The organism is Telluria sp. AC161, from assembly GCF_979258535.1.
Map to the genome: position 1 here is coordinate 885,714 of NZ_OZ409861.1, position 25,485 is coordinate 911,198.

Here is a 25,485-nt window from a genome sequence, read left to right on the forward strand (position 1 = left end):
TTGGTGGACATCTGAAGGGTGATTCACGGCGGCGCAACGCTTACCATCAGTCGCATCATCAGGGTTTCCGTTTGCCCACTGATGCGCAAGTGTCAGTGGGTTTTTTTATTTGTGCCAGAGCGAAAGCGTCTGCGTTGCCATCATGCGATTGGGAGAGCGAAGCTTGCTCGACGTAAAATATCAGCACACGAACTCCCGGAACCCCGTCACGATGAAACAGTTCTTCGCCCTGGCCTTCGCTGCAGCAAGTGGTGTTGCGAGCGCGCAGACGCCGGCCACCAACCCGATGCCCGACGGCAGCCACGATATGTATGCGGGGCTGGGTGCCGTGTCACGGGCGCGCTATGAGGGCGCGGCCAACACGAAGACCTCGGTTCTTCCAGTGCTGCAGGTGCAGTGGAGCAATGGGATATTCATTTCCGGCATGACCGCCGGGATGCACCTGTCGACCGATCCCACGCTTGAATTCGGTCCATTGGTATCGCTCCACGCCAGCCGCGACGAGTCCGGCTCGGGCGGCATCGTCGATGGCGTTGGCGTGGCGACCATGATGCCGCTGGCGGCGCGCATGCGGCGCGACAATCCGCTGGCCGGCATGCCGGACGTCGATGCCCGGCTCGAAGGCGGCGCCTTCCTCAACTATTACCTGAATCCAGCGTGGCGTCTCACCAGCAGTGTGCTGATCGGCTCCGGTAGCGAGCGCGACGGTGCCCGCATGACGCTGGGCGTGCAGCGCCTGGCCGTGGCCATTGCGCCGCAGCACACGATGTCGTTCCATGCCGGGGTCACGCTGGTCAACCGCGACTACAACCAGAGTTACTTCGGCGTCAACGAAAACGATGCCTGGAGCAGCGACAACCCCGTGTATCGCCCCGGAGGCGGCCTGAAGGATGTGCACGTCGGCGCGCGCTGGAACTGGGCGCTCGGTCCGTCGTGGATGCTCACCACCAACGTGCAAGCGACGCGCCTGACCGGCAGCGTTCGCCATAGCCCGCTCGTCGAGCGGCCCACCAACGTGACGGTTTCGACCGCCTTCGCTTACCGCTTCTGATGATGCAACGCGTACACCTCTCCGCCTGCGTGACCCTGCTGCTGACGGCAGGCATCGCCGTCGCGCAGGCGCGTGGCGACGACTGGGTGAGCTATCGGGATGCCTACCGGGCGATGGTGGTATTCGACAAATACGGCGGCCCCAAGCATCTGCTGCAAAATCAGCTGCAGGTGCGCCCGCGTGCCAAAGGGATGCTGGGCGATGGCGCGAGCCTGCTGATCAAGGGCCGCACGCTGCAGACCAGCCTGGCGCTTGATCCGCTGGGCCGCACGACGCTGCCGCTGCTGAAAGCCGCCTACGACGAGAACGCCGTGCTGGCGCCCAACCGGCCGCTGGGCGGCTTCACGGTGCGCCCGCGCATCTCGCTGGCGCTGCGCGCCGACGGCTCGTATGACGCGACCGAACTGCGCGCCGCCTGCGAGCAGGCGCTGGGCTTTGCCCGTCACGCCGATGCCTCGGCGCGCAGCCAGGCGTGCGTGGGCGTGCGGCTCGTGTTTTCAAAAACGAGCGTCGATGCCGGCGCCCGGGTACGGACCGGTAGCGCCGAGACCGTCTTACCGGTCACGCGCGCGCCGGCGTTCGCCGGCGACGTCGATGACGATTTCCCGGTCGTCAGCTACCGCTTCGCTCCAGCGGACGCGGCCCAGGTCGTGACGTACCACGCGCCGCTGGCGATCGTGCCGGTGTTCGAATAAGTGAAAAGCGGGGGTCAGGTCTGACATTCGGACACGAGCTCGACAATCAGGTAGTCGGAACTAGCTGGCACCGGGTCATGCTCATACTGGTTAAGACACTATTGGAAGTGGCTAAGGCTGAGGCCGTGTCCGAATGTCAGACCTGACCCCGGCTGTGAACCGCCAGACGTAAAAAAACCTGCCGCGGCAGGTTTGTGTTTATGGGGGTGCCGTCAATTCCAGGCCGATGGCGAAAACAGGTAGCCTTCACCCCACACCGTCTTGATCTTTTCCGAATCGGCATCGTCGAACTTGCGGCGCAGCTTGGAGATGCAGTTGTCGATACTGCGGTCGAGCCCATCGAACTCGATCCCGCGCATCTTCTTGAGCAGGGCGTCGCGCGAGAGCACGCGCCCGGCCGCCTCGGCCAGCACCAGCAGCAATTTGTATTCGGTATTCGACAGGATGCACGGCTGGCCGCGCCAGACGACGCTGCGGTCGCTCGTGACGATGCGCAGCGCGCCAAATTGCAGGATGCGCGAATCGACGCCCGACTTGGCCTGGGCACGCCGCATCAGGGCGCGCAGGCGCGCCAGCAGCACGCGCGGCTGCACTGGCTTGTTGACGAAATCGTCAGCACCTTGTTCCAGGCCCGATACTTCATCGTACGAATCTTCGCGCGCGGTCAGGATCAGGATCGGGACGTCCGAGTGCTCGCGGATCTGGCGGCACACGACCATACCGTCCAGGCCCGGCAACATCAGGTCGAGGATCACGACGTCGGGAGAGAGTTCCTTGAAACGCTCGAGCGCGACGTCGCCGCGGGTGACGAGGTCAACCGCGAACTCGTAACTGGACAGGTATTCGGAGACGAGCTCGGCCAGACGCGCATCGTCTTCCACCAACATTACACGGTGCATTCAATTTCTCCTCGGTCTGTCATTGTAGCGGGCAGCATGCCGGAATGGCAGAACCTGCGAGAAGCGAGACAAGTCATTACAGTTTGACGACAACCGGGCGCATCAGATGCGCCCGGTGGTCCGATCAAGGCGCGCACACGATCCTCAGTTGGCACCATTCCTACTGCGTGACGCGCTGGCGCCAACCTTCTGGTTGGCATGCAGTGCCAGCGCCGGCACGGTCGCGCCATTCACGCTGCCCAGCGTGAACTTGATGACGCCATTGGCCGGGACCACCACGGCGTCGCCGCTGCAACCTGTTTTAGCGGCATTGAGCTGGCCATTGATGACGTTGCAATAGGTGCCAGGCGGCAGGCCGGTCGCGTGCGTCGTGGTCCAGGCCGCTTGGTCATTATTGATCGCGACAAAGCCCTTGTTGCCACGCGAAAAGGCGATCTGGTTGCGGGTGCCGGTGACAAAACTGTCGACGCCCTGGCCCGATGTGGCAGCGCGAAACCCGACCATGTTCGAGATCTCGGGCCAGCGGTGGATGAAGTCCCAGGCCTGGTTGATGAGCGGCTTGCCATTCGCGTCGAACGGGCTGGCGGCTGGCGGTGGCTGCTCACTGCGGGTAAAGCGAAAGCCCGAATGCACTTGCGCTGCGCCGTAGGGCCAGGCCAGCATCAGGACATTGGCCAGCTGGTAGCGCTTGGTGCCTTGCGTATCGTTGGGAACGCCAGTGAAGTTGCTGGCCACGAGCGAGCTCGGCGCGTGTTCGCCGCGTTCGGAATCCCAGTTGTTGATGAACACGGTCGCCTTGTCGCTGGGGATAAAGCCCCAGGTCCCGCCCCATCCGGCGCTTGGCGACCCCATAAACCTGGGCAAGTCCGCCACGGCGGCGCCATTCACATTCTGGAACATTTCCTTCATCGCATAGACATAATGGAACTCGTTCACCGAGCCGGTGGCCAGATAGGCATTCGCCTTGACGCCGCTGTCCGGGATCACCTCTTGCGTGAACCACAACGGCTCACCGGCTCGGGTCGTCCGGGATACGCCATTGAGGAAGCCGGCAATGTCGCCCGGCGCCATGTGCTTGGCGGCGTCCAGCCGCACACCGTCCACGCCCATGGCCACGAGCTTGTTCAGGTAGTTGCGGATCTGGCCCTGCACATAACTGGCGCCGGTATTCAGGTCGGGCAGGTTGTTGAGGCGGCAGCTCGTCACCTTGGTGCGGTCGGCCAGGCTGTAGTCACCACCCTGGATCACGCAGGCGGCATGGAAGTCGGGGGCGCTGAAATGGGGGTAGCTTTGCGTGGCGGCATTCCAACTGCTGCCGTCGGTGGCCGTGCCGGTACCAGCGCCGTCGGCCATCTGGTTGACGACCACGTCGGCGTAAATGCGCACCTTGGCAGCATGGCAGGTATTGATCATGGCCTGCAGCTCGGCTTCCGTGCCCATCCGGCTGTCGAGTCTGGTGTAATTGACCGCCTGATAGACGTCGTACCAGAAGTCCAGCTTGCGCGATGCATGGGGTGGCGAGATCTGCACCGCGCCGTAGCCCTGTGGCCCGAGCCAGTTCGTGCACTCCCTGGCGATGTCGTTCCATTTCCAGCGGAACATTTGTACCGAGGTATCGGCAGGGTTGAAGTCGGCTGCGGCCGCTGGCGTGCTGAACGCCATGGCGATGCAGGCGATGCTGGAGAGACGCGCTGCGCGGGGCAGACGGTGCACCAATTGCCTGGTTCGGATGAATTCCACGTTGATTCCCGGGTTGTGACGCGTTGACGATAATGACCACATGGTGGACGCACTGCGTGTCCAATGTTGCTATGGCGGAAATTATCACGGAACGTCAGGGCGTAGATTCAGACTTGCTTCAGACGCATGCAGCCTGGGCATGGGAGTTTCCGGCTTGACGAACAGGGATCTGTCGTCGAAGATTCCGGTCATCCAACCACGTCCTGACACCCTTGGAAAACGCCATGAACCTGGTCGTCAAAGTACGCGTGCTGCGGCACATCCGGCAGTCTGGCTATCGTCCGCAACTGGAGGACCTTTCTCCAGGTCTGTTTCCGTTCTGGCAGCGCACTGCCGGGAAAGAATTTCCCGGCATGCCGGACAGCGAGCTTTTTTTCACGCAAGCAGCAACTGGATTGATGCGCTTTTTCGAAGTCGCCGCTGACCGGAGCGAGCCGTGCGCGTTGCCATCGCTGGCCGCCGACTCGGTCTGGCATGCGTGGATGGCATGGGACGCCGTGAATCTGGATCACTTTTGCCGCCGCCACTTCGGCAAGCCGATCGACCATCTTCCCCACGCCATGCTCGATGCGCTGGCACTGCCGCGCGCGCTCGTTGGCTGCCGTGAGCACGAGGACGCGCGCTCGCGGGTACGGGGCTTGCCCGCGTTGTTCCGCCTAGATGCCACGTTGCGTATGCCATATGGTCATGGCTACGCGCTGCAAGACGAGGACATCGTGTACAGCCGTCTGGATGTCAACGGCAGGATGGCCGGAGGCGCACGGCCGCATCCCGAGCTGACACTGCGGGCGCTGCTGCTGGCAAACCTGATCAGCCAGACAGACTATGCTGCGGCCCTGCGAGAAAAACGGGGGCTGGACAGCGGGGCAGGCACTTATTACGTCGGTGATGGCGGCAGCGACAACGCGATGCGCGACTGTGACGCCGACTTCAACTGTCACGGCGGCGGAAGCGATGGTGGCGATGGCGGCGGCAGCAGCAGTTGCGGCGGTGGCAGCAGTTGCGGCGGCGGTGGCGGCGGGGGAGACTGAGCGCCAGCATGCAAACGGCCCGCTTGCGCGGGCCGTTTGCAGATCGTCACGCCGGACAGCGCGTGACCTTCAGTGACTCATTTAATTCAAGCCATGTTCTGGTTGACGAAGTCCCAGTTGGCCACGTTCCAGAACGCTTCCAGGAACTTCGCGCGCGCGTTGCGGTAGTCAATGTAGTAAGCGTGTTCCCAGACGTCGGCTGTCAGCAGCGGCTTGTCGGTCGTGGTCAGTGGCGTGGCGGCGTTCGACGTGTTGACAATGTCGACGCTGCCGTCGGCCTTTTGCACCAGCCAAGTCCAGCCCGAACCGAAGTTGCCCAGTGCCGATTTGTTGAACTCTTCCTTGAACTTCTCGACCGAACCCCATTTGCCATTGATCGCGTCCAGCGCCTTGCCGCTCGGTGCGGCGCCGTTCGGGGTCATGCAGTGCCAGAAGAAGGTGTGGTTCCAGACCTGCGCCGAATTGTTGAACACGCCGCCCGACGACTTCTTGACGATCTCTTCCAGCGGCATTTCTTCGAACTCGGTGCCCTTGATCAGGTTATTCAAGTTGGTCACGTAGGTCTGGTGATGCTTGCCGTGGTGGTATTCCAGGGTCTCGGCCGAGATGTGCGGTTGCAGGGCGTCTTTGGCATACGGCAGTGCTGGCAGGGTGTGTTCCATGATAAATCCTTGTTGGGTTGGAAAGGTTGCAGTTCTGATAGCGGCGCTATTCTAAACCGGATGCAGCAATGTTGCATCGTTGCATTCTCTTTCCTTTGGACAGGATTTCTTATTCCAGCACGCTCTGCACCTGTGCCACGCCGACCTCGGCGCTGCCATCGGCCAGGCGGATGCGCAGCGTGTCGCGCGCGTGGATCTGCGTCGGGTCGCGCACGATCTGGCCCTTGCCGTCGCGCACGATGGCATAGCCGCGCTCGAGCGTGCGTTGCGGGTTGAGCAGTTCGAGCTGCGCTGCCAGCCCCATCAACGCATCGCGGCGGCCCTTGAGGTTGTTGCGCAGGCTGGTATGCAGATGGCGGCCATCCGACGCCAATTGCGCCCGCAGCGCACGCATGTCGGGCCGGTGCCGGCTCCACCGCTGCTGCAACTGCGCCAGCACCAGTCCCTGGCGGTTGATCGGCAGCTTGACGGCGTGCGTCATGGCCGTGGCCAGTGCCAGCAGTTTCAGGCGCTGGTGGCCGATCTGCGCTGACGGGCTCAGCAGGCGACGGCTCAGGTTATCCAGGCCCTGGCTGGCATCCGACAGGCGGCGGTCCATCGCGCGCTGGAGGTCGAGCGCGTCGCCGTGCAGCGATGCGAGCCAGTCGGCGCGGGGCGTGGCGGCCAGTTCGGCGGCGGCAGTTGGCGTCGCAGCGCGCACATCGGCCGCGAAGTCGGCAATGGTGACGTCGGTTTCGTGGCCCACGCCCGAGACCACGGGAATGGCGCAGGCATCGATCGCGCGCGCCACGCATTCTTCGTTAAAACTCCACAGGTCTTCGATCGACCCGCCGCCGCGGCACACCAGCAGCACATCGACTTCGCCGCGGCGCGACGCCGTCATGATCGCCTCGGCAATCTTGTCCGCAGCGAACTGGCCTTGGACCGGCGTCGGGTAGAGCACCACGTGCACATGGGGCGCGCGCCGGCGCAGGGCCGTGAGCACGTCGCGCAGTGCGGCGGCGCCGGGGCTCGTGACGATGCCGATGCTGCGTGGGAACAGCGGCAGCGGGCGTTTGCGGTCGGCATCGAACATGCCTTGCGCGGCCAGCTTTTCCTTCAAGCGCAGGAATGCCTCGTACAACTGGCCGACGCCAGCGCGGCGGATCGCCTCGACATTGATCTGGTAGTCGCCGCGCGCGCCGTACAGCGTCACGAGGGCGCGCACCTCGACCTTGTCGCCTTCGCGCGGGATGAAGCCGGCCGACTGCGCGCGGCCACGGAACATCACCGCGCGTACCTGAGCAGCATCGTCTTTGAGCGTGAAATACCAGTGGCCCGACGCCGCGCGCGTGAAATTGGAAATTTCACCGCCGATCCAGGTCAGTGGAAAAGTACGCTCGAGCAGGCGCGCCACTTGCTGGTTCAGCGCAGTAACGCTCAGAACGGCAGGGGGCGTGTAAGCGGAGTCGGCGTCGCTGGTCGGGAACATGGTCGGTCGCGAAAAATCGGAGAGGAGCGATTATAGCTGCCCACGCGCCGCGTTCAGGCTCGATGGCAATCAGCTCTGTGAGCGTTGATTATTGCTGCTTTTCAATGCAATCTATTGAAATGCTTTTTAAATCAATAGGTTGCGGTGTTGGTGATGTCATTTGAGGGCGGTTTATCCACACAAACTGTGGGGAACTCATTCATAAGACATGACGCTGCGCGCGGATTGGGCAGGGGAGTTAGATTTATTACAAAACAATGACTTAGGGCCATTGCGGCAAGCTTGATCACAAAGTTGTCCACAGAATCTGTGCACACCTTTATTGGCGACTCGAGGGCGTTTCAGCGGAATCCTGTTGATCCGACTACACCCGGTTGATGGCGGCGACGCTGCTTAAATTTAAAGCAGTACGAGTCGTTGGTAATGAAATCAATGACTTACACCCCTAACTTGATGCTTCCTCACACTCTTATCCACATAAAGTGTGCATAGGGCGAATATTCTGTGAACAACGGGCGAACAGGCCGAATAAACATGGTGGTGTCCGAGAATACGGCGTGTTTCATGGGTGATTTCGCCTATATGCTCAAATTTTAAGCGTTGCGGGTTTTCTGATTAAAATCAATACCTTAGTGTCATAAACGACGTCTTGCGCACACTTTTGTCCACAATAAGTGTGTGGAACTACACAGCCGCACGCGCTCGGCAAACCGATACGACACTGCCTCCAAAACAGGCGCGCAATCGAAATCCTTTGAAATCAATAGCTTAGGTGTTGTTCAGGGGCCTTGCGCACAATTTTGTCCACAGAATGTGTTCGCAACTACACGCACAAGCAGTGGCGTTGTCGAAAAAACCATGGTGTCATTGCATGATGGCACCGAGTCATGAGACTGCCATTTTCTTGCGCAGGCGCAGAAAGCCCTTTGAAATCAACGTGCTTGGGCCGTGTCGCGCGCCTTGCGCACAATTTTATCCACAGAAGGTGTGCAGAACTCTACTTGCCGCTTCGCTGCCAACTTGCTACATTGCCGGATTGACTTTTATCCTCTCAGGAGTATCTCTTGCTCGCCATTTTTCAAGCCGCAGGCTGGCCTATCTGGTTCCTGCTGTTCGCGTCGATCGTTGCCGTCGCCCTCATCGTCGAACGCCTGATCACGCTGCGCCGCGAGAAAATCCTCCCACGCAACCTGCTCGATGAAGTCATCCGTGTGCACCACACGGGCAAGGCCACGCCGGACGTCATCAACAAGCTGGAACAGAATTCGCCGCTGGGCACCGTGCTGGCGGCTGCACTGCGTAACGTCGATGCGCCGCGCGACGTGATGAAGGAGTCGATCGAGGAAGCCGGCCGCGGTGTGGCCCAGAACCTCGAACGTTTCCTGACCACGCTCGGCACCATCGCCTCGCTCGCGCCGCTGATGGGTCTGTTCGGCACGGTGGTCGGCATGATCGAGATCTTCGGCGCCTCGGCCCCGACCGGCGGCAATAACCCGGCGCAACTGGCGCACGGTATCTCGGTGGCGCTGTACAACACCGGTTTCGGCCTGGCCATCGCCATGCCCGCCCTGGTCGCCTACCGTCACTTCCGCAACCTGGTCGACACCTATATCGTCGACATGGAACTGCAGGCCGTGAAATTTGTCGACGTCGTTCACGGTGCCCGCAAATGATGGATTTTCGCCGTGGCCGCAAGCGCGAGGATCCGGAGATCAACCTGATCCCGTTCATCGACGTGCTGCTCGTGGTCCTGATCTTTTTGATGGTCTCGACCACCTACAGCAAGTTCACCGAACTGCAGATCACCTTGCCGACGGCCGAAGCCGAGAAGCAGGCGCAAAAGCCGTTCGAGATCAATGTCACGGTCGACGCTAAGGGCAACTACACGGTCAATAACACGCCCGTGGCATTCACCAGCGTGGCAGGCCTTGCGCAGGACATGCGGACGGCCGCGCGCACGCCGGATGGTCAGGTGGTGGCCAGCCCGGTCGTCATCGTCAATGCCGACCAGTTCGCGATGCACCAGATGGTGATCAATGTGCTGGAAGCAGCGCGTGTGGCTGGCTACGACAAGCTGACCTTCGCTGCCCAGACCGGCACTGGCAAGTAACCTCACCGGCCCGCGTCAAGCGGGCCGGCTTCCTCCGCATGGCATCTTCCCTTGAAACAACCCTGACCCGCGCGTGGTTGCGGCGCGGCCCGCTTGCCATCGCGCTATTGCCGGTGGCGCTGCTGTTCGGGGCGCTGGCCGCTGTGCGCCGCCGGCTGTTCCAGTCCGGCCTCAAAGCGTCAAAGCGCTTGCCCGTGCCCGTCATCGTTGTCGGTAACATCTTTATTGGCGGCACCGGCAAGACCCCGCTGACGATCTGGCTGGCCGAGGCCCTGCGTGCGGCCGGCATGCAGCCGGGCATCATCTCGCGCGGTCACGGTGGCGATGCCGGCAAGGATGGCGCGCCGCGCGCCGTCACGCCAGGGTCCGATCCACGGGTCGTGGGCGACGAGCCGCTCCTGATTGCCCAGCGCACCGGCTGCCCGGTCGTCATCGGCCGCCAGCGCGCCGAGGCGGGCAGGGCGCTGCTGGCGGCGCACCCGGACGTCGACGTGCTGATCACCGACGATGGCTTGCAGCACTATGCGCTGGCCCGCGACATCGAGATCGTCCTGTTCGATGGCCGTGGCGTGGGCAATGGCTGGCTGCTGCCGGCCGGGCCGCTGCGCGAGCCGCCGTCGCGCCGTCGGGATTTCACCGTGGTCAATGTCCCGGAGATCACGCCAGCGCTGGCCCGGGCCGTCGGCGGCGCCCCGTACCGCATGCTGCTGTCGGGCCAGTACGCCGAACCGCTGCATGGCGGGGAGCGCGTGCCGCTGGCCGATCTGCGCGCCAAACGCATCGTCGCCGCAGCCGGCATCGGCAATCCGGGGCGTTTCTTCGCGATGCTGCGCGCGGCCGGCCTGGCACCCGGCGAACTGGCCTTGCCCGACCATCATGACTTCCTGGACGACCCGTTCGCCGCTCTGGACGCCGAGATCATTCTGATCACGGAGAAGGATGCAGTAAAATGTCGGCAAATTGAACATCTGAAGGACGATCCGCGCTTGTGGGTCGTGCCTGTGACGGCGCAGCTCGACCCTGCGCTGGCTGAACAAATCGTGGAGAAATGTCGTGGACGCTCGCCTGCTTGATATCCTGGTCTGCCCGTTGTGCAAGGGTCCGCTTGAACTCGACAAGAAGGCGCAGGAGCTGACCTGCCGCGCCGACCGCCTCGCCTATCCGATCCGCGACGGCATCCCGATCATGTGGGCCGACCAGGCGCGCAAGATCGAGCCTGTCTGATCGGCCTGCATGAACTTTACCGTCATCATCCCGGCGCGCCTGGCGTCGACCCGCCTGCCGAACAAGCCGCTGGCCGACCTGGGCGGCAAGCCGATGGTGGTGCGCGTGGCCGAACGTGCGCGTGAATCGGGCGCGACCCGGATCATCGTCGCGACCGACCACGCCGACATTGCCGCCGCCTGTGCCGAGCATGGTGTCAGCGCCGTCCTCACGCGCGCCGATCACCCATCGGGTACCGACCGCATCGCCGAAGTGGCGCACGTGCTGGGCCTGGCGCCGGATGACGTCGTCGTCAACCTGCAGGGCGACGAGCCATTGATCGACCCGCGCCTGCTGGCGGCCTGCGCCGCCCGGATCAGTGCCGACGTCCCAATGGCCACTTGCGCGCACCCGATCCACGATGCGGCCGATGTGTTCAACCCGAACGTCGTCAAGGTCGTGCTCGACAAGAACGGGCGCGCATTGTATTTCTCGCGCGCCACCATTCCCTGGCACCGCGATGCGTTTGCCCAGACGCTCGAGTCGCTGCCTGCCGGCTATGCGCCGCTGCGCCACATTGGCCTGTATGCCTACAGCAATGCGTTCCTGCAGGCGTATCCGGCCATGGCCGTGTCGCCGCTCGAGTCGATCGAGGCGCTGGAGCAGTTGCGCGTGCTGTGGCACGGTGTGCCGATCGCCGTGCACATCACCGACAGCGCACCGCCAGCGGGCGTCGACACGCCCGACGATCTGGCGCGCGTACGCCTGCACTACACGTCTTGACGCAGGCCGCAAGGGTATAGCCGGGCCGTCTGCGCAGGATCAAATATCCTCGCTGCAACGGCTTGCGGCTGGCTTTTACGCCAACTTTTGTGGTAACTTCCGTCTCAACGAAGTCTGCGCAATATCAAAAAGATCACCGTATCCGCCATTTTACTTTTCTCTATTTTCTAGAATCTCAGGAAACTCATGCGTCTCATTCTGTTAGGAGCACCCGGTGCCGGCAAGGGCACCCAGGCCAACTTCATCAAGGAAAAGTTCGGCATCCCCCAAATCTCGACCGGCGACATGCTGCGCGCGGCGATCAAGGCAGGGACTGAACTGGGCCTGGCCGCCAAAAAAGTGATGGATGCCGGCCAACTCGTGTCGGACGACATCATCATCGGCCTGGTCAAAGAGCGCCTGAAGGACACAGACTGCCAGAACGGCTATCTGTTCGACGGCTTCCCGCGCACCATCGCGCAGGCCGAGGCGATGAAGGACAGCGGCGTGAACATCGATTACGTTCTCGAGATCGATGTTCCTGACGACATGATCCTTGAACGCATGACCGGCCGCCGCTCGCACGCTGCGTCGGGCCGCGTGTACCACGTCAAGTTCAACCCGCCAAAAGTCGACGATACCGATGACATCACGGGCGAGCCGCTGATCCAGCGCGACGACGACAAGGCAGAAACCGTCTCGAAGCGTCTCGAGGTGTACCACAACCAGACCAAGGTGCTGCTCGGCTACTACGGCAAGTGGGCCGAGTCGGGCCTGCCAGGCGCGCCGAAGTACCGCCGCATCTCGGGCGTCGGCCCGGTCGAGCAGGTGCGTGACAACGCGTTTGCCGCGCTGACCGAGTAAGTTTTCCGTCCAGTACTACCTCAGCGATCCCGCGCCGGCCCTGCCTGCGCGGGATCGCTGCATTTCGGGCCTGTGATTGTCATTACGCCGTACAATTGTGAGCAATTGTTTCCCGTGCGCCGTGTGCGGGTTGGCAAGACGATAATAAGTTATCTGTCTACAACCCTGAGAGGTCTCCCATGAACAAGAACAACACCATCCTCGCCATGCTGCTGGCGCTTGCCGCTGCCAGTGCCGGCGCCCAGACGACAGGTGCTACCCAGGGTCAGCCCGCCACGGGCGAGACATACCGACCATCCCTTGATGGCCAGCAAACCTCGACGCCAGCTGCGCCGATCGACATGCAGCCGAAAACCCAGGAAGAAAAAGCCACGGGCCGCCAGGAGCCATCGCGCCTGAAGGACATCGACCCGGCCACGCATCCGGCGCCGCAGAACGTGCGTCCACAGCCGACGCCGAAGACGCAGCAGGAGCAGGGCGTGCAACCGGTCGCGCGTCGTTCAGTCCAGCAGCAGATCGATAGTGCGGGACGCCTGGCGTCGCCGAATGCCCCAACGGTTGTCGCTCCAGCCAGCAACGCGCCGACGCCGGTCGTGCCAACGACCAGCCAGGTCGCCCCGTGCGTCGGCGCAACCTGCACCGACACGACCGGCGCCACCACGGCCGGTGCCATCGGCAGCTCGAGCGTCAACAGCGCCGGTCGCCTGTGCAATCGCAGCGGCACCACGGTGCAGTGCTTTTGAACTGAGCGCGCGCGTCGTCCCGAACATTCTTGATGCGCTCACTTTACGTTTACGTAAACGTTAAAGCCGGGCAAAATAGCGGTACAAGAATTTTCACAAGGGACAACCATGCACATCCAGGATAACGTTTTCATTGTCACCGGCGGCGCGTCCGGTCTTGGCGCGGCCACCGCGCGCATGCTCGCCGCGAATGGCGCAACCGTCGTCATCGCCGACGTCCAGGCCGAAGCCGGCCAGGCTCTGGCCGACGAGTTGAAGGGCCAATTTGTCCGCTGCGACGTCACCCAGGAAGCCGACGCCCAGGCTGTCGTCGATGCGGCCGTTGGTCTGGGCACGCTGCGCGGCCTGGTCAACTGCGCCGGCGTCGCGCCGGCCGTCAAGACTGTCGGCAAGGATGGCGCGCACCCGCTGGACGTGTTCCAGCGCGCCGTGAACATCAATCTGGTCGGCACCTTCAATATGGCGCGCCTGGCCGCCGAGGCCATGGGCAAGACCGAGCCGGTCGAGCACGGCGAGCGCGGCATCATCATCAACACCGCATCGGTCGCTGCTTTCGATGGCCAGATGGGGCAGGCGGCCTACGCGTCGTCCAAGGCGGCCGTGGCCGGCCTCACGCTGCCGATGGCGCGCGACTTGTCGCGCAACGGCATCCGCGTCATGACCATCGCGCCGGGCATTTTCGAGACGCCGATGCTGATGAACATGCCGCAAGAGGTCCGTGATTCGCTGGGCAAGATGGTGCCGTTCCCACCGCGCCTGGGTCTGCCGACGGAGTTCGCCCACCTGGCCCGCGCCATCATCGAAAACGTGATGCTCAACGGCGAGACGATCCGTCTGGATGGCGCGATCCGCATGCAGCCAAAGTAGTTCTTCAGGGACGTGTCCTGAAAGCATTTCGAAGATGCTGTAGCATGTCTTCGATGTCGGGCGCCTGGTGCAAGTCCACGCGCCCGTTTGCTATTTCGGAGAACCGTTTGAACACACTCAGCAAGCTTGCGCTCGCCCTGGCATTGGCCGGCGCGACGACCACGCCCCTGTGGGCCCAGGATTCACTGCAGGCCGCGCCCGAAGCGGCGACTGGCTATACCGAGAAAAATGGCTGGCAGGCCAAGAAGTACATGGTCACCGCCGCCAATCCGCTGGCGGTCGAGGCCGGCTACCAGATCCTGCGCCAGGGCGGGGCCGCCATCGATGCGGCCATTGCCACCCAACTGGTGCTGACGCTGGTCGAGCCGCAATCGTCGGGCATCGGCGGTGGCGCGTTCATGGTCCATTACGACGGCAAGCAGACCCAGGCGTTCGATGGTCGCGAAACGGCGCCGAGCAAGGCCGACGAGCACCTGTTCGAACGGCCCGACGGCACGCCGCTGTCGCGCACCGAAGGCGTGGTCGGCGGCCGCTCGGTCGGCGCGCCGGGCGTGCTGCGCATGCTCGAACTGGCGCACCGCCAGCACGGCAAGCTGCCGTGGAAGGCGCTGTTCGCCCCGGCGATCCGCTTGTCGGAGCAGGGCTTCAAGGTCAGCCCGCGCATGCACAAGATGCTCGCTGGCGAAACGTTCCTGATCCAGGACCCGGTTGCCGCCGCCTATTTTTATGACGCGGCCGGCAAACCGTGGCCGGTTGGCCACGTCCTGAAGAACCCGGCGCTGGCCGCTACGCTGCGCGAGATTGCCGCCGGCGGCGCCGACGTGTTCTACACGGGCCGCTTCGCGCGCGACATCGCAGCCAAAGTGGCCGCGCACCCGACCAATCCAGGGCTGCTGACGGCCAAGGACATCGCCGACTACCGCCCCAAGGTCCGCACGCCCGTCTGCAGCGACTACCGCGCCTACACGGTGTGCGGCATGCCGCCGCCATCGTCGGGCGGGATCGCCGTGGCGCAGATGCTGGGCATGTTCGAGACCTTCGACATGAAGGCGCTGGCGCCGAAAGACGGCGTGCCGGGCGCAGACGCCGTGCACGTGTTCTCGGAAGTAGGGCGCCTGGCCTACGCCGACCGCAACCGCTACGCGGCTGACGCCGACTTCGTGCCGCTGCCGGGCCGTGGCATCCCGAGCCTGATCGACAAGGGCTACCTGACGGCGCGCGCCAGGTTGGTAGGTGCGCGCTCGATGGGCGAGGCCAAGGCCGGTACGCCGCCCGGGATGGAGGTTGCATGGGGCACCGATAACGCGATCGAGACGCCATCGACCTCGCACATGTCGGTTGTGGACGGCAATGGCGCCGGCCTTGCGATGACGACGACGATCGAAGACGCATTCGGTTCGCGCCAGATGGTCGACGGCTTCATGCTGAATAACCAGCTAACCGATTTCTCGTTCAGCGCGCGCGACGCCGATGGCCCGGTGGCCAACCGCGTCGAAGCGAACAAGCGCCCACGCAGCGCGATGTCGCCGACGATCGTGTTCGACCGCGCCAGCGGCAAGCTGGTGCTCGCCATCGGCTCGCCGGGCGGTCCGGCCATCATCAATTATGTGGCCAAGGTGCTGGTGGGCACGCTCGACTGGGACCTGAACGTGCAGCAGGCCATCGCGCTGCCGAACTTCGGCAGCCGTAACGGTCCGACCGAACTGGAACGGGGCCGCTTCCCCGACGCCACGCTTGACGTGCTGCGCGCGCGGGGCCACGCGATCCGGGTCAGCGAGCAGACATCGGGCCTGCACGGCATCGAACGTGTGATGGTAAAAGGCGTGCCGATGTGGTTTGGCGGCGCCGATCCGCGCCGGGAAGGTGTTGCCAGGGGCGATTAAGGTATCCCTAAAATGCAATCCGGCTCAAATGGGCCGGCTTTTTTATTTTATGAGATGCAGATTCCGGAATGCATAGCGAAGTGCTCCCGGCAGCGTGTCCATGTCGACGTATTGATTCAGGAGTTCGATCCGGAGCTTGTCCTTGCCGCCATACGCAGCAACAAGCCGGTTTGCATAGTCGATCATGAGACGCTGCTGAATGTCGCGCGAGTATTCCTCGGTGAAGTCGTCATCGGCCAGTCGGTAGGGGCCTTCGTGATCGATGATGACGCACGCTTGATGTTGCAGCATGATGATCGGCGCATATTCGTCGGTGATATAGCGCGGGAAGCGCATATCGTCGACGCGGTGCCGAACCTCATAGCCATTGAGCAGGTAGTAGACCCGGCCGGAGGCGTCGCTGGCGCTGGCAAAAATGAAGAAGGCGCGATGTGGATGGCCGCCCTCGTCCAGCGCCGGGCAATCGTTGCGTAATGTTGACGGGAAGGGCGCGAAATGGATTGTGGCGGGTTCATACCGAAGGCGAAGGACGGGATCTTCCAGAATGCGTGGCAGGGGTTGGGCGCACAGCAATCCGCTCAATGCACTGAACAGGATGGCGCAAACAAGTGGCTTGATCGTGTGGGACGTCATGGAAGCAGCCTCGCTATTCGTTGATTCCGGATCTGATCTACCATCTGACGGGCTTGTAAAAGGGCGCCAACGCCAGCGAGTTGGCGATCTCTATTTTGGCAGGCGCAAGTCCCTGAATGCATGGCGAAGCTCGTCCGGCAGCATGTCGAGATCCACGCGCTGCTTCAGGATTTGCGCCCGGAGCTTCTCCTTGCCACCAAAGGCCGAGGACAGCCGAGCGGCGAAGTCGATTGCCAACCTCTGGTGTATATCCTGGGGATATTCGTCATTGAAAACCGGACTCCTGAATGTTTCTCTGGCATCGTTATCAATGACCAGACATTCCGGACCCCGGACCATCACGATCAATCCATGGCCACCAGTCGAATACTCAAGAAGATTAGTGGAACCAGACTTTTTCCGAACATCATATCCATTGAGAAGATAATAGGTCCAGCCAGAGGCATCGCCGGTTTTTGCGAAGACAAACCATACACCTTGACGATACTCATCGTCGGCCAGGACCGGACAGTCGTTGACTAATTTGGAAGGCCACGACTCGAACCGAACCTTGGCGCGCTCATATCGCAAGTCGAGAAGCGGGTCTTCAAGAATGCTGGGTGGATCTTGTGCGCAGAGAGCGCCGCAGGCGGTAACGAGCATTACTGCAGCAATGTATTGCTTAAGGGCGATAGAAGACATGTGGGGGCCTTAGCTTTCTGTAAGTTGGACCTGACCAAAAGTCGCGCTGTTTGAAGTCGGAGATCCAGATTCGTCCATCGTACGCAGCAATATGCCCGGAGAAATTCCCTTTTGGATATGGCTGAATAACCACGACGTCGCCTTTCAACGGAATAAAAGCGTCTGAGTTTTCGACCTTCAGAGGATGAAAGCCAAGGCGCAGTAGTGTAGGTCCCCAGTCTTTTGCATGGATTGGATGTATTCCGTGCGTGGAGGCACCGCCGGCAGCAAGTGCTTCACGAACAAATTGGGCGCACCTTTTCTGACTCGTATCTTTTGCTTTGGTGCGCAAATGCGCCGTGTATCTTTCAATATCGAGAGGCATAGTAATACCTATGCAGTTCTGTTTTGCGCCAGATTCCATTCACCGACAGTCGAGCCGGCCCCGCCGCCAAATATTTTCTGCTGGCTGTACTTCCACCGCCCCTTCCCTTTGGTGCCATCGATTTGCAAATACACATCGCGTGCCATGATGCCCCCGGAAAGTGAATTGAGCTTGGAGTCTGGCGCGGTTCGACAAAGCGGTTTTTGGCGTGTCACAAGACCACGCAGGCAGAGTCGAATATTCGGAGTGACTGGGGCACCCAAGCGACAGTCTGCGACAAATTCTTGCCATTTCCATCCCATATTTGCCTCAAGACAAGCAGAATTTGCTAACCTGCTGGCGTGACGAACAAACAGAAAACCAGACCGGGCGTGACAGAAGATGGTGCGCGCGACGCCTGCCGGGGCGCGATTCTGCACGTCGCACTATGCGGCGACGTGCTGGCCTTGCGCGCGGCGTGACGATGCTGCGCACGTTCCTGCTCCTGGTGCTGCTGGCGCTGACCGCGCTATGCCCACCCCTCGCGCGCGCGGCGGCTCCTGAGCCGACCTTGCGCTTCGAGCACCTGTCGGTGCAGCACGGTTTGGCGCAGGAGTCGGTGCTGTCGATCCTGCAGGACGGCGACGGCTTCATGTGGTTCGGCACCCAGTCCGGCCTGTCGCGCTACGATGGTTACCGCTTCGTCAATTACCGCACCGAGATCGGCAACCCGCGCAGCCTGGCCAGCAACTGGGTGCGCGCGATGCTGCTCGATCGCCACGGGCGCATGTGGGTCGGCACCGACGGCGGCCTGAATCGCTATGACCCGGCCACCCGCAGCTTCACGCTGTTTGCGCCCAACGAACCGGCGCGGCGCGGTGCCGGCAACCGCCAGATCAAGACGATGATCAGCGATGGCCAGGACGGCCTGTGGATCGGCACCGCCGACGGCTTGCAGTATTTCGACATCGACACCGGCAAGTTCACCGTCTGGCACCACGTCCCGAACGATCCGCGCACGCTGCGCGACGACGGCATCCAGGCGCTGGCGCTGGGCGGTGACGGGCGCCTCTGGATCGGCAGCGCGGCAGGCCTGGACAGTTTGAGCGCGGACCGCCAGCGCGTCGAGCACCATGGGTCGGACCTGGCCGGGCGTGCACTTCCGGTGCATGCGCTGCTGGTCGACAGCCAGCAGCGGCTGTGGGTAGGCCGTTACGGCGGGCTTGAACGCCACGGCCAGGGTGGGCCTGGCAAGGGCGCGCTGCGCCGCTTCGGGGCGGGTGACGGCGTCGGCAACGAATGGATCACGACCCTGCGCCAGGATGCCGATGGCACCGTGTGGGCGGGTACGCACGACGATGGCCTGTATCGCTGGCGTGCGCAGGGCGACCGCTTCGACACGTTCCGCCATGAAGTCGCCGATCGCCACAGCCTGGGCGACAATTATGTCTCGGCGCTGTACCGCGATGACGTCGGTACGTTCTGGGCCGGCACCTGGTATGGCGGCGTCTCGCGCGTCGACCTGGGGGGCGGCGGCTTCGCCCGCATCGTCGGGCGTCCCGGCGAACCCCATTCGCTGGCCGACAACAAGATCCGCGCGCTGCTGCAGGATGGTGACCATCTGTGGCTCGGGTCGTCCACCGCGCTGCACCGGTTCGATCCGGCCACCGGCAAGGCTGACGTGTACCGGCACCAGAAGGACAATCCCAACAGCCTGATCGACGTGCCGGCAGCGGCCATCGTGCGCGATCGCGCTGGCCTCTTGTGGATCGGCAGCCGCTCCGGCGTGACGAGCTTCGACCCGGCCACGCGGCGCTTCCGGCGCTACATGCTGCCGGGCGACGCCGACGCCAACCAGGTGCGCTCGATGCTGGTCGATCGCGATGATGTGATCTGGATCGGCACGCGCGGCGGCATGCACCGGATGGCGGCCGGCACCCGCGCACTCACGAGTCTGCGGCATGACCCGGGCAAGGCGGCCAGCCTGACGGACGACACCGTGCGGCCGCTGCTGGAAGACCGCCGCGGGCGTTTCTGGGTCGGGACGGTCTCGGGCCTGGAACTGCTCGATCGCGCCAGCGGGCGGTTCCGCCACTTCCGCCATGATCCGTTTGACCCGAATAGTCTCAGCCACAACGAAGTGCAGTCGCTGTTTGAAGACAGCCGCGGTGACATCTGGATCGGCACCGGCGTGGGCCTGAACCGCATGGTCACGGGACCGGATGGCGCCCTGAGCTTCACGCGCTACACGACGCGCGACGGCCTGGTCGACGATTCGGTGTCGGCCATCCTGGAAGATGCGGACGGGCGCATCTGGACCAGCACGTCGAGCGGCATCTCGAGCTTCGACCCGGCCAGCGGGCGCTGGCGCAGCTACACGGCCGCCGACGGCATCAGCGAAGGCGCGTTCTTCGACACCGCGGCTTTGAGGACGACCGACGGCACGCTGTATTTCGGCGGCTTCAATGGCCTGACCGCGTTCGATCCGCGCGCGATCCACGACAACCGCATTCCGCCGCGTCCGACGATCACCGGGCTGCAGGTGTTCAACCAGCCGGTCGAAAAGGTCTTCCCGGGCCTGTTGCCGGGACCGATCGAGCATGCGAGCGCGATCACGCTGCCGTCCGACGCCGCCGTGATCACGGTCGAATTCGCAGCGCTGCATTACGCCGCGCCCGAGCGCAACCGCTTTGCCTACCGCCTCGACGGATTCGATGCAGGCTGGGTCAATGCCGGCGCCGACAAGCGCTTTGCCACCTACACCAATCTCGATCCGGGCACCTATGTGTTCCGGGTGCGCGCGGCCAACAAGGACGATGTCTGGAGCGAAGACGTGGCCGCGCTGGCGATCACGATCGAGCCGCCGCCCTGGGGCACGGCATGGTTCCGGATCGGGATGATCATCCTGACCTGCGGTGCGATTTACCTGGGCATGCGCATCCGCTTTGCGAGCCTGCGCCACCAGAAGGAGCGCCTCGAGCACCAGGTGAGCGCGCGCACCGAACAGGTCGAGCAGCAGAACCGCATGCTCGAACTCCAGACGGAGGAATTGCGCGAGCAGGAGCGGCGCGGCCGCCACCAGAGCAATGAGCTGGCGCGCGCCTACCGCGCCTTGCAGGACAACGAGGAAGTGCTGCGCCAGGCCAAGGAGCGCGCCGAGGATGCGACGCGCCAGAAGTCCGAATTCCTGGCCAATATGAGCCACGAGATGCGTACGCCGCTGGCCGGCGTGATCGGCATGCTGGGCTTCGTGCTGCGCGACCTGGCGCTGCGCGACAACACGCGCGAGCAGATCCTGCGCGGCCAGGCCAATGCCCAGGCCCTGCTGGGGATCATCAACGATCTGCTCGACTTTTCCAAGATCGAGGCCGGCAAGCTGACCCTGGAGCGGATCGATTTCGACCTGCACGCCAAGGTACGCAATGTGGCCAGCCTGTTCGACGAGCAGGCGGCCATGCTGGACCTGGCGTTTTCGGTGCTGGTCGACGACAACGTGCCGCGCTACGTGGCGGGCGATCCGACCCGCGTGCGTCAGGTGCTGGTCAACCTGGTCGGCAACGCCTTCAAGTTCACCAATGCGGGCGGCGTGACGATCCATGTCGAATGCCGGCCTGGCGAGCAGCACGAGGCGGGCAACCCCCACATGATCCGCTTCACGGTGCGCGATACCGGCATCGGCATCCCGGCGGCGGCCTTGCCGCGCCTGTTCCAGAAATTCGAGCAGGCCGACACCACCACGACGCGCCGCTACGGCGGCACGGGTCTGGGTCTGGCGATCTGTCGCCAGCTGGTCGAGCTGATGGGCGGGACCATCGGCGTGAGCAGCGTCGAAGGCGAGGGCAGCGTGTTCTCCGTGCTGCTGCCGCTGCGCGACGGCGTCGCGCCGGCCCACATCCCGCACGTGACGCACGCGCCGCACAGCCACCGGCTGGCGATCCTGTGCGCCGAGGATTTCCCGACCAACCAGATCATCGCGCGCCTGATGGTCGAGGAGATGGGGCATGCGATCGACATCGTCGACAACGGCGTCGAAGCGGTGGCGGCGTGCGCCCGCACGCGCTATGACCTGATCCTGATGGACGGTCGCATGCCCGAGATGGACGGCGCCAGCGCCACGCGCCTGATCCGCGCCGGCGGCCCGCACGACGCGCCGGTGCTCGACCAGCACGTGATGATCGTGGCGCTCACCGCCAACGCCAGCGGGGAAGACCGCGCGCGCTACCTGGCCTGCGGCATGGACGCGTTCCTGACCAAGCCGATCGACGAAGCGGCGCTGCACCTGCAACTGGCGCGCGCGATCGAACGCCAGTTGCAGCGCGGGTTTGTCCTGCCACTGATCGAGGACGGGCCTGTACCTGAACCTGCGCCGGCTACCCCTACGCCGGCTGCACCTTCCCCTGCTGCCCTCGATGCGCTGTTCGGCGTAGCGGCGCCGGTGCCAGCGCCGCCTGCCGCGCGCGCCGACAATCTGGGGCTGCGCCTGCGCGCGGCATTCTCTAACGACCTGCCGCGCCGGCGCGCCGAGCTGGATGCCGCGCTGGCAAGCGACGATTTCGAAGCCGCGGGCCGGATCCTGCACGGGCTGCGCGGCAGCGCCACTTATCTGGCCGAGCCGGCGCTGGAAACACTGTGCGCCGAACTGGAAGCGGCCGCCGACGGGCGCGACGCGCAGCGCCTGCGCGCGGGCTTGCCGGTCCTGGCCAGCTTCCTCGATGCCTTCGAAACGGGCGCCCCGTCCTGACACCTGCTTATAATGCAGGTTCTGACGAATCTGGTGGAGACGTGATGAACGTGCTGGTGGTCGACGATGACGTGGTGGCGCGCATGATGCTGATGCATCTGGTGGACAGCTGCGGCAGCCATGCGATCGTCGAAGCGGATGACGGCGCCGATGCCTGGCGCCAGCTCGAAGCGGGCCTGCGGCCTGACATCGTGTTCTGCGACCTGCGCATGCCGCACCTGTCCGGCCTCGAACTGCTGCAGCGCGTGCGTCACGATCCGGTGCTGGCGGCGCTGCCGTTCGTGCTGGTCTCGGCGGCGTCCGACAGCGCCACGATGGACGAGGCGGCGCAGGCTGGCGCCAGCGGCTACATCGTCAAGCCGTTCCGCCACGACGACGTGCGGGCCCAGTTCGAGCGCCTGTTCTTGCTGGCTGACGCGAACAACGCAAACGACGCGACCGACGCGGATGACGAGGCCCCGGAGGCCGTGGTGCGCCGGCTCGGCATCGACATCGAGCGCCTGCGCCTGTATCTCGATGGCCTGGCGCGCCAGTTGCAGGCAGCGCAGACCGGCCTGGCCGAAGGCGCCGAGGGTGCCGAACAACTTGCGCGCCTGCGCGCCGGCTGCAGCATGCTGGGCCTGCACGGCGCCGCCGCAGCGCTCGAGCAGGCGCCGCTGGCGGCTGGCCTGGCGCAGGCGCAGGCAGTAGTGATGCGCCAGATCGAGCGCGCGGCGCGTGCCTGATGCCGATGGCCTGCCTGCCCGCCAAAGTTCCTTGCTGCCGGTGTGCTTTGGACTTACAGTATCCCGCGGGTGTTGCCTGACCGGCGCTGCCGGTCGACTGCTTCGTTGTCAGCCGGGGATCACGCCATGAACGATGTCACCAGTGCAGCGCTGTGTCCCTCCGGCCACACCGATGGCTTCGCGCGTGCGCACTTGCCACCGCCCGATACCTGGCCCGACTTCCTGTTCGATCTGCCCGAGCTGCAGTACCCCGAGCGCCTGAACTGCGCGAGCGCGCTGCTCGATGGCGCAATCGCGCGCGGCTGGGGCGCGCGCGGGGCGCTGATCGGCGCGCGTGAACGCCTCTCCTACGCCCAGTTGCTGGCGCAGGTCGACCGGATCGCCTACGTGCTGCGCCACGACCTCGGGCTGGCCACCGGCAGCCGCGTACTGCTGCGCGGCGCGAACTGCCCGATGATGGCGGTCTGCATCCTGGGCGTGATCAAGGCCGGCTGCATCGTGCTGCCCACCATGCCGCTGCTGCGCGCGCGCGAACTGCGCGCCATCGCCGACAAGGCGCGCATCAATGCGGTACTGTGCGCCGATGGTCTCGTGGACGAAGTCGATGCGCTAGGCCTGAAGGTGCCGGTCCTGGTGTTCGGTGCGCCGGCGCCCGATGCACCCGATGCGCTGGAAGCACGGATGGCCCGCCACGACGCCCCGTTCATCGCCGCCGACACCGCGCGCGACGACGTCTGCCTGATCAGTTTCACGTCCGGCACCACCGGCATCCCGAAAGGGACCATGCACTTTCACCGCGACGTGCTGGCCGTGTGCGACTGCTTCCCGCGCCACATGCTGGAGGCATGTGCCGACGATATCTTCATCGGTACGCCGCCGCTGGCGTTCACGTTCGGGCTGGGTGGCCTGCTGCTGTTTCCGCTGCGCGTCGGTGGCGCGGGTGTGTTGCTTGAGCGCCTGAGCCCCGAGGCGCTGCTGGCGGCCATTGCCGACTACCGCGCCACCGTGTGCTTCACGGCGCCGACCTTTTATCGCCTGATGGCGGCGCAGGCGGACCGTTTCGACCTGACCAGCCTGCGCGCCAGCGTGTCGGCCGGCGAGCCGCTGCCGCTGGCCACGCGCGAGGCCTGGCAAACGGCCACCGGACTGGCGATGATCGACGGGATCGGTGCGACCGAACTGCTGCACATTTTCATCGCCAGCGCGGGCGCAGCCATCCGGCTAGGTGCGACCGGCAAGCCGGTGCCGGGCTATCAGGCCTGCATCCTCGATGCCGACGGCGTACCTGTCGGGCCGGGCGTGATCGGGCGCCTGGCCGTGAAAGGCCCCACCGGCTGCCGCTACCTGGACGACGAGCGCCAGGGTGATTACGTGCAGGGTGGCTGGAACATCACGGGCGACGCTTACGAAATGGACGCCGACGGCTATTTCTACTACCGCTCGCGCACCGACGACATGATCATCTCGGCCGGCTACAACATCGCCGGCGCCGAAGTCGAAGACGCGCTGCTGCACCATCCGGCGGTGGCCGAGTGCGCCGTCGTGGGGCGGCTCGACCCCGAACGCGGCCAGGTGGTCGAGGCCCACGTCGTGCTGCGCGCAGGGCGGGCGGGGTCGGACGAGCTGGCATGCGAATTGCAGGAATTCGTGAAGGCGCAGATCGCGCCGTACAAGTACCCCAGGGCCATTTTGTTCAAGGAAAAACTGCCTCGCACCGAAACCGGTAAACTACAACGCTTTAAATTACGCACGAACGCAGATTGAGGACAGCATGCAGGAAGTGGATGGACGTGAAGAAGACCCAGCGATGGGCGGGGCAGGCGAGCTGGACATGGAAAGCCGCCTGACGGACGAACATCACCAATCGCTGCGCCTGTGGCTGCGCATGCTGTCCTGCACGACGCGCATCGAGAACGAAATCCGCAGCCGTCTGCGCACGACGTTCGACATCACGCTGCCGCGCTTTGACCTGATGGCGCAGCTCCAGCGGCATCCGGATGGCCTGCGCATGGGGGAACTGTCCAAGCGCATGATGGTCACGGGCGGCAATATCACGGGGATTACCGATCAGCTCGAGCGCGAGCAGCTCGTGGTGCGGGTGCAGGATGTGAACGACCGGCGCGCGTCGGCCGTCAAGCTGACGTCAGCGGGGCGCGCGGCGTTCGACGAGATGGCGGCCGTGCATGAGCGCTGGATCGAGGAAATGCTGGCCGACGTGGCACCAGAAGACAAGGCGACGATGATCGCGCTGTTGTCGACCATGAAGCGCAGTTTACGGGTGGATGACGGGGTGTAGCTGGTCCCCCCGACTGGAATCGAACCAGTATCCCACGCTTAGGAGGCATGTGCACTATCCATTGTGCTACGGGGAGGACGCCCGC

Annotated in this window: 23 protein-coding genes and 1 tRNA gene; 16 read left to right on the top strand and 8 right to left on the bottom strand. The window is 64.0% G+C overall.

The genetic code is table 11. The features are described 5' to 3' along the window. The first annotated feature begins 211 nt into the window (after positions 1-211). Positions 212-1,051 (top strand): MipA/OmpV family protein, encoded by an 840-nt coding sequence (locus tag ACZ0AJ_RS03995; protein ID WP_499452829.1) that lies wholly within the window; start codon positions 212-214, stop codon positions 1,049-1,051. Then, entirely contained in the window at positions 1,051-1,746 is a 696-nt protein-coding gene (locus ACZ0AJ_RS04000) for a hypothetical protein (RefSeq protein ID WP_499453970.1), read from the top strand. The genes ACZ0AJ_RS03995 and ACZ0AJ_RS04000 overlap by 1 nt, the downstream gene beginning before the upstream one ends. Positions 1,747-1,958: 212 nt before the next feature. Here ACZ0AJ_RS04000 and ACZ0AJ_RS04005 read toward each other — a convergent pair whose 3' ends face one another. Beyond that, positions 1,959-2,645: a response regulator gene (locus ACZ0AJ_RS04005; RefSeq protein WP_499452831.1), complete on the bottom strand. Its 687-nt coding sequence runs from the start codon at positions 2,643-2,645 to the stop codon at positions 1,959-1,961. Between the two features lie 144 nt (positions 2,646-2,789). Then, a complete protein-coding gene (locus ACZ0AJ_RS04010; RefSeq protein ID WP_499452832.1) occupies positions 2,790-4,358 on the bottom strand; it encodes an alpha-amylase in 1,569 nt (522 codons plus the stop codon). A gap of 251 nt (positions 4,359-4,609) precedes the next feature. Here ACZ0AJ_RS04010 and ACZ0AJ_RS04015 point away from each other — a divergent pair, with 251 nt between their 5' ends. After that, on the top strand, positions 4,610-5,416 hold the full coding sequence (locus ACZ0AJ_RS04015; RefSeq protein WP_499452833.1) for a UCP032817 domain-containing protein: 807 nt from the start codon (positions 4,610-4,612) through the stop codon (positions 5,414-5,416). An 86-nt stretch (positions 5,417-5,502) separates the two neighbouring features. On the opposite strand, the gene ACZ0AJ_RS04020 is transcribed toward ACZ0AJ_RS04015, so the two are convergent. After that, positions 5,503-6,078, bottom strand: a complete 576-nt coding sequence (locus ACZ0AJ_RS04020) for a superoxide dismutase (protein WP_499452834.1) — start codon at positions 6,076-6,078, stop codon at positions 5,503-5,505. A gap of 109 nt (positions 6,079-6,187) precedes the next feature. Beyond that, positions 6,188-7,549 (bottom strand): exodeoxyribonuclease VII large subunit, encoded by a 1,362-nt coding sequence (gene xseA / locus ACZ0AJ_RS04025; protein ID WP_499452835.1) that lies wholly within the window; start codon positions 7,547-7,549, stop codon positions 6,188-6,190. 1,064 nt (positions 7,550-8,613) lie between these two features. On the opposite strand from xseA, the gene ACZ0AJ_RS04030 reads away from it, so the two are divergent. The 9 genes from ACZ0AJ_RS04030 (at position 8,614) to ggt (ending at position 15,981) form a co-directional block, all read left to right on the top strand. Then, complete coding sequence (locus ACZ0AJ_RS04030) at positions 8,614-9,222, top strand: MotA/TolQ/ExbB proton channel family protein (protein ID WP_183550160.1); 609 nt, start codon at positions 8,614-8,616, stop codon at positions 9,220-9,222. Further along, entirely contained in the window at positions 9,222-9,659 is a 438-nt protein-coding gene (locus ACZ0AJ_RS04035) for an ExbD/TolR family protein (RefSeq protein ID WP_332533441.1), read from the top strand. Before ACZ0AJ_RS04030 ends, ACZ0AJ_RS04035 begins: the two co-directional genes overlap by 1 nt. Before the next feature lie 38 nt (positions 9,660-9,697). Then, positions 9,698-10,732 (top strand): tetraacyldisaccharide 4'-kinase, encoded by a 1,035-nt coding sequence (gene lpxK, locus ACZ0AJ_RS04040; RefSeq protein ID WP_499452836.1) that lies wholly within the window; start codon positions 9,698-9,700, stop codon positions 10,730-10,732. Further along, positions 10,713-10,883, top strand: coding sequence for a Trm112 family protein (locus tag ACZ0AJ_RS04045; protein ID WP_183550164.1), 171 nt, complete (start codon positions 10,713-10,715; stop codon positions 10,881-10,883). The genes lpxK and ACZ0AJ_RS04045 overlap by 20 nt, the downstream gene beginning before the upstream one ends. 9 nt (positions 10,884-10,892) lie before the next feature. Continuing rightward, the gene (gene kdsB / locus ACZ0AJ_RS04050; RefSeq protein WP_499452837.1) at positions 10,893-11,645 is read left to right on the top strand and encodes a 3-deoxy-manno-octulosonate cytidylyltransferase; all 753 of its coding nucleotides are present in this window, start codon (positions 10,893-10,895) and stop codon (positions 11,643-11,645) included. Between the two features lie 186 nt (positions 11,646-11,831). Beyond that, a complete protein-coding gene (gene adk, locus ACZ0AJ_RS04055) occupies positions 11,832-12,488 on the top strand; it encodes an adenylate kinase (RefSeq protein ID WP_499452838.1) in 657 nt (218 codons plus the stop codon). Positions 12,489-12,667: 179 nt separating this feature from the next. Next, complete coding sequence (locus ACZ0AJ_RS04060) at positions 12,668-13,231, top strand: hypothetical protein (protein ID WP_499452839.1); 564 nt, start codon at positions 12,668-12,670, stop codon at positions 13,229-13,231. A gap of 108 nt (positions 13,232-13,339) precedes the next feature. Then, entirely contained in the window at positions 13,340-14,098 is a 759-nt protein-coding gene (locus ACZ0AJ_RS04065) for a 3-hydroxyacyl-CoA dehydrogenase (protein ID WP_499452840.1), read from the top strand. A gap of 107 nt (positions 14,099-14,205) precedes the next feature. Next, a complete protein-coding gene (gene ggt / locus ACZ0AJ_RS04070) occupies positions 14,206-15,981 on the top strand; it encodes a gamma-glutamyltransferase (protein ID WP_499452841.1) in 1,776 nt (591 codons plus the stop codon). 42 nt (positions 15,982-16,023) lie between these two features. On the opposite strand, the gene ACZ0AJ_RS04075 is transcribed toward ggt, so the two are convergent. From ACZ0AJ_RS04075 to ACZ0AJ_RS04085, 3 genes are all read right to left on the bottom strand, one after another. Beyond that, positions 16,024-16,614: a hypothetical protein gene (locus ACZ0AJ_RS04075; RefSeq protein ID WP_499452842.1), complete on the bottom strand. Its 591-nt coding sequence runs from the start codon at positions 16,612-16,614 to the stop codon at positions 16,024-16,026. Positions 16,615-16,704: 90 nt separating this feature from the next. Then, positions 16,705-17,295, bottom strand: coding sequence for a hypothetical protein (locus tag ACZ0AJ_RS04080; RefSeq protein WP_499452843.1), 591 nt, complete (start codon positions 17,293-17,295; stop codon positions 16,705-16,707). Next, positions 17,276-17,659: a CHAP domain-containing protein gene (locus ACZ0AJ_RS04085; RefSeq protein ID WP_499452844.1), complete on the bottom strand. Its 384-nt coding sequence runs from the start codon at positions 17,657-17,659 to the stop codon at positions 17,276-17,278. Before ACZ0AJ_RS04085 ends, ACZ0AJ_RS04080 begins: the two co-directional genes overlap by 20 nt. 427 nt (positions 17,660-18,086) lie before the next feature. Between ACZ0AJ_RS04085 and ACZ0AJ_RS04090 the strand changes: the two genes are divergently transcribed. The 4 genes from ACZ0AJ_RS04090 (at position 18,087) to ACZ0AJ_RS04105 (ending at position 25,400) form a co-directional block, all read left to right on the top strand. After that, positions 18,087-22,379, top strand: a complete 4,293-nt coding sequence (locus ACZ0AJ_RS04090) for a hybrid sensor histidine kinase/response regulator (protein WP_499452845.1) — start codon at positions 18,087-18,089, stop codon at positions 22,377-22,379. Between the two features lie 44 nt (positions 22,380-22,423). Next, positions 22,424-23,104, top strand: coding sequence for a response regulator (locus tag ACZ0AJ_RS04095; protein WP_499452846.1), 681 nt, complete (start codon positions 22,424-22,426; stop codon positions 23,102-23,104). Positions 23,105-23,230: 126 nt separating this feature from the next. Further along, entirely contained in the window at positions 23,231-24,868 is a 1,638-nt protein-coding gene (locus ACZ0AJ_RS04100) for an AMP-binding protein (protein ID WP_499452847.1), read from the top strand. Positions 24,869-24,875: 7 nt separating this feature from the next. After that, a complete protein-coding gene (locus ACZ0AJ_RS04105) occupies positions 24,876-25,400 on the top strand; it encodes a MarR family winged helix-turn-helix transcriptional regulator (RefSeq protein WP_499452848.1) in 525 nt (174 codons plus the stop codon). A gap of 1 nt (position 25,401) precedes the next feature. Here the strand turns inward: ACZ0AJ_RS04105 and ACZ0AJ_RS04110 are convergent. Continuing rightward, a tRNA-Arg gene (locus ACZ0AJ_RS04110) sits at positions 25,402-25,476 on the bottom strand. Positions 25,477-25,485 lie beyond the last annotated feature (9 nt).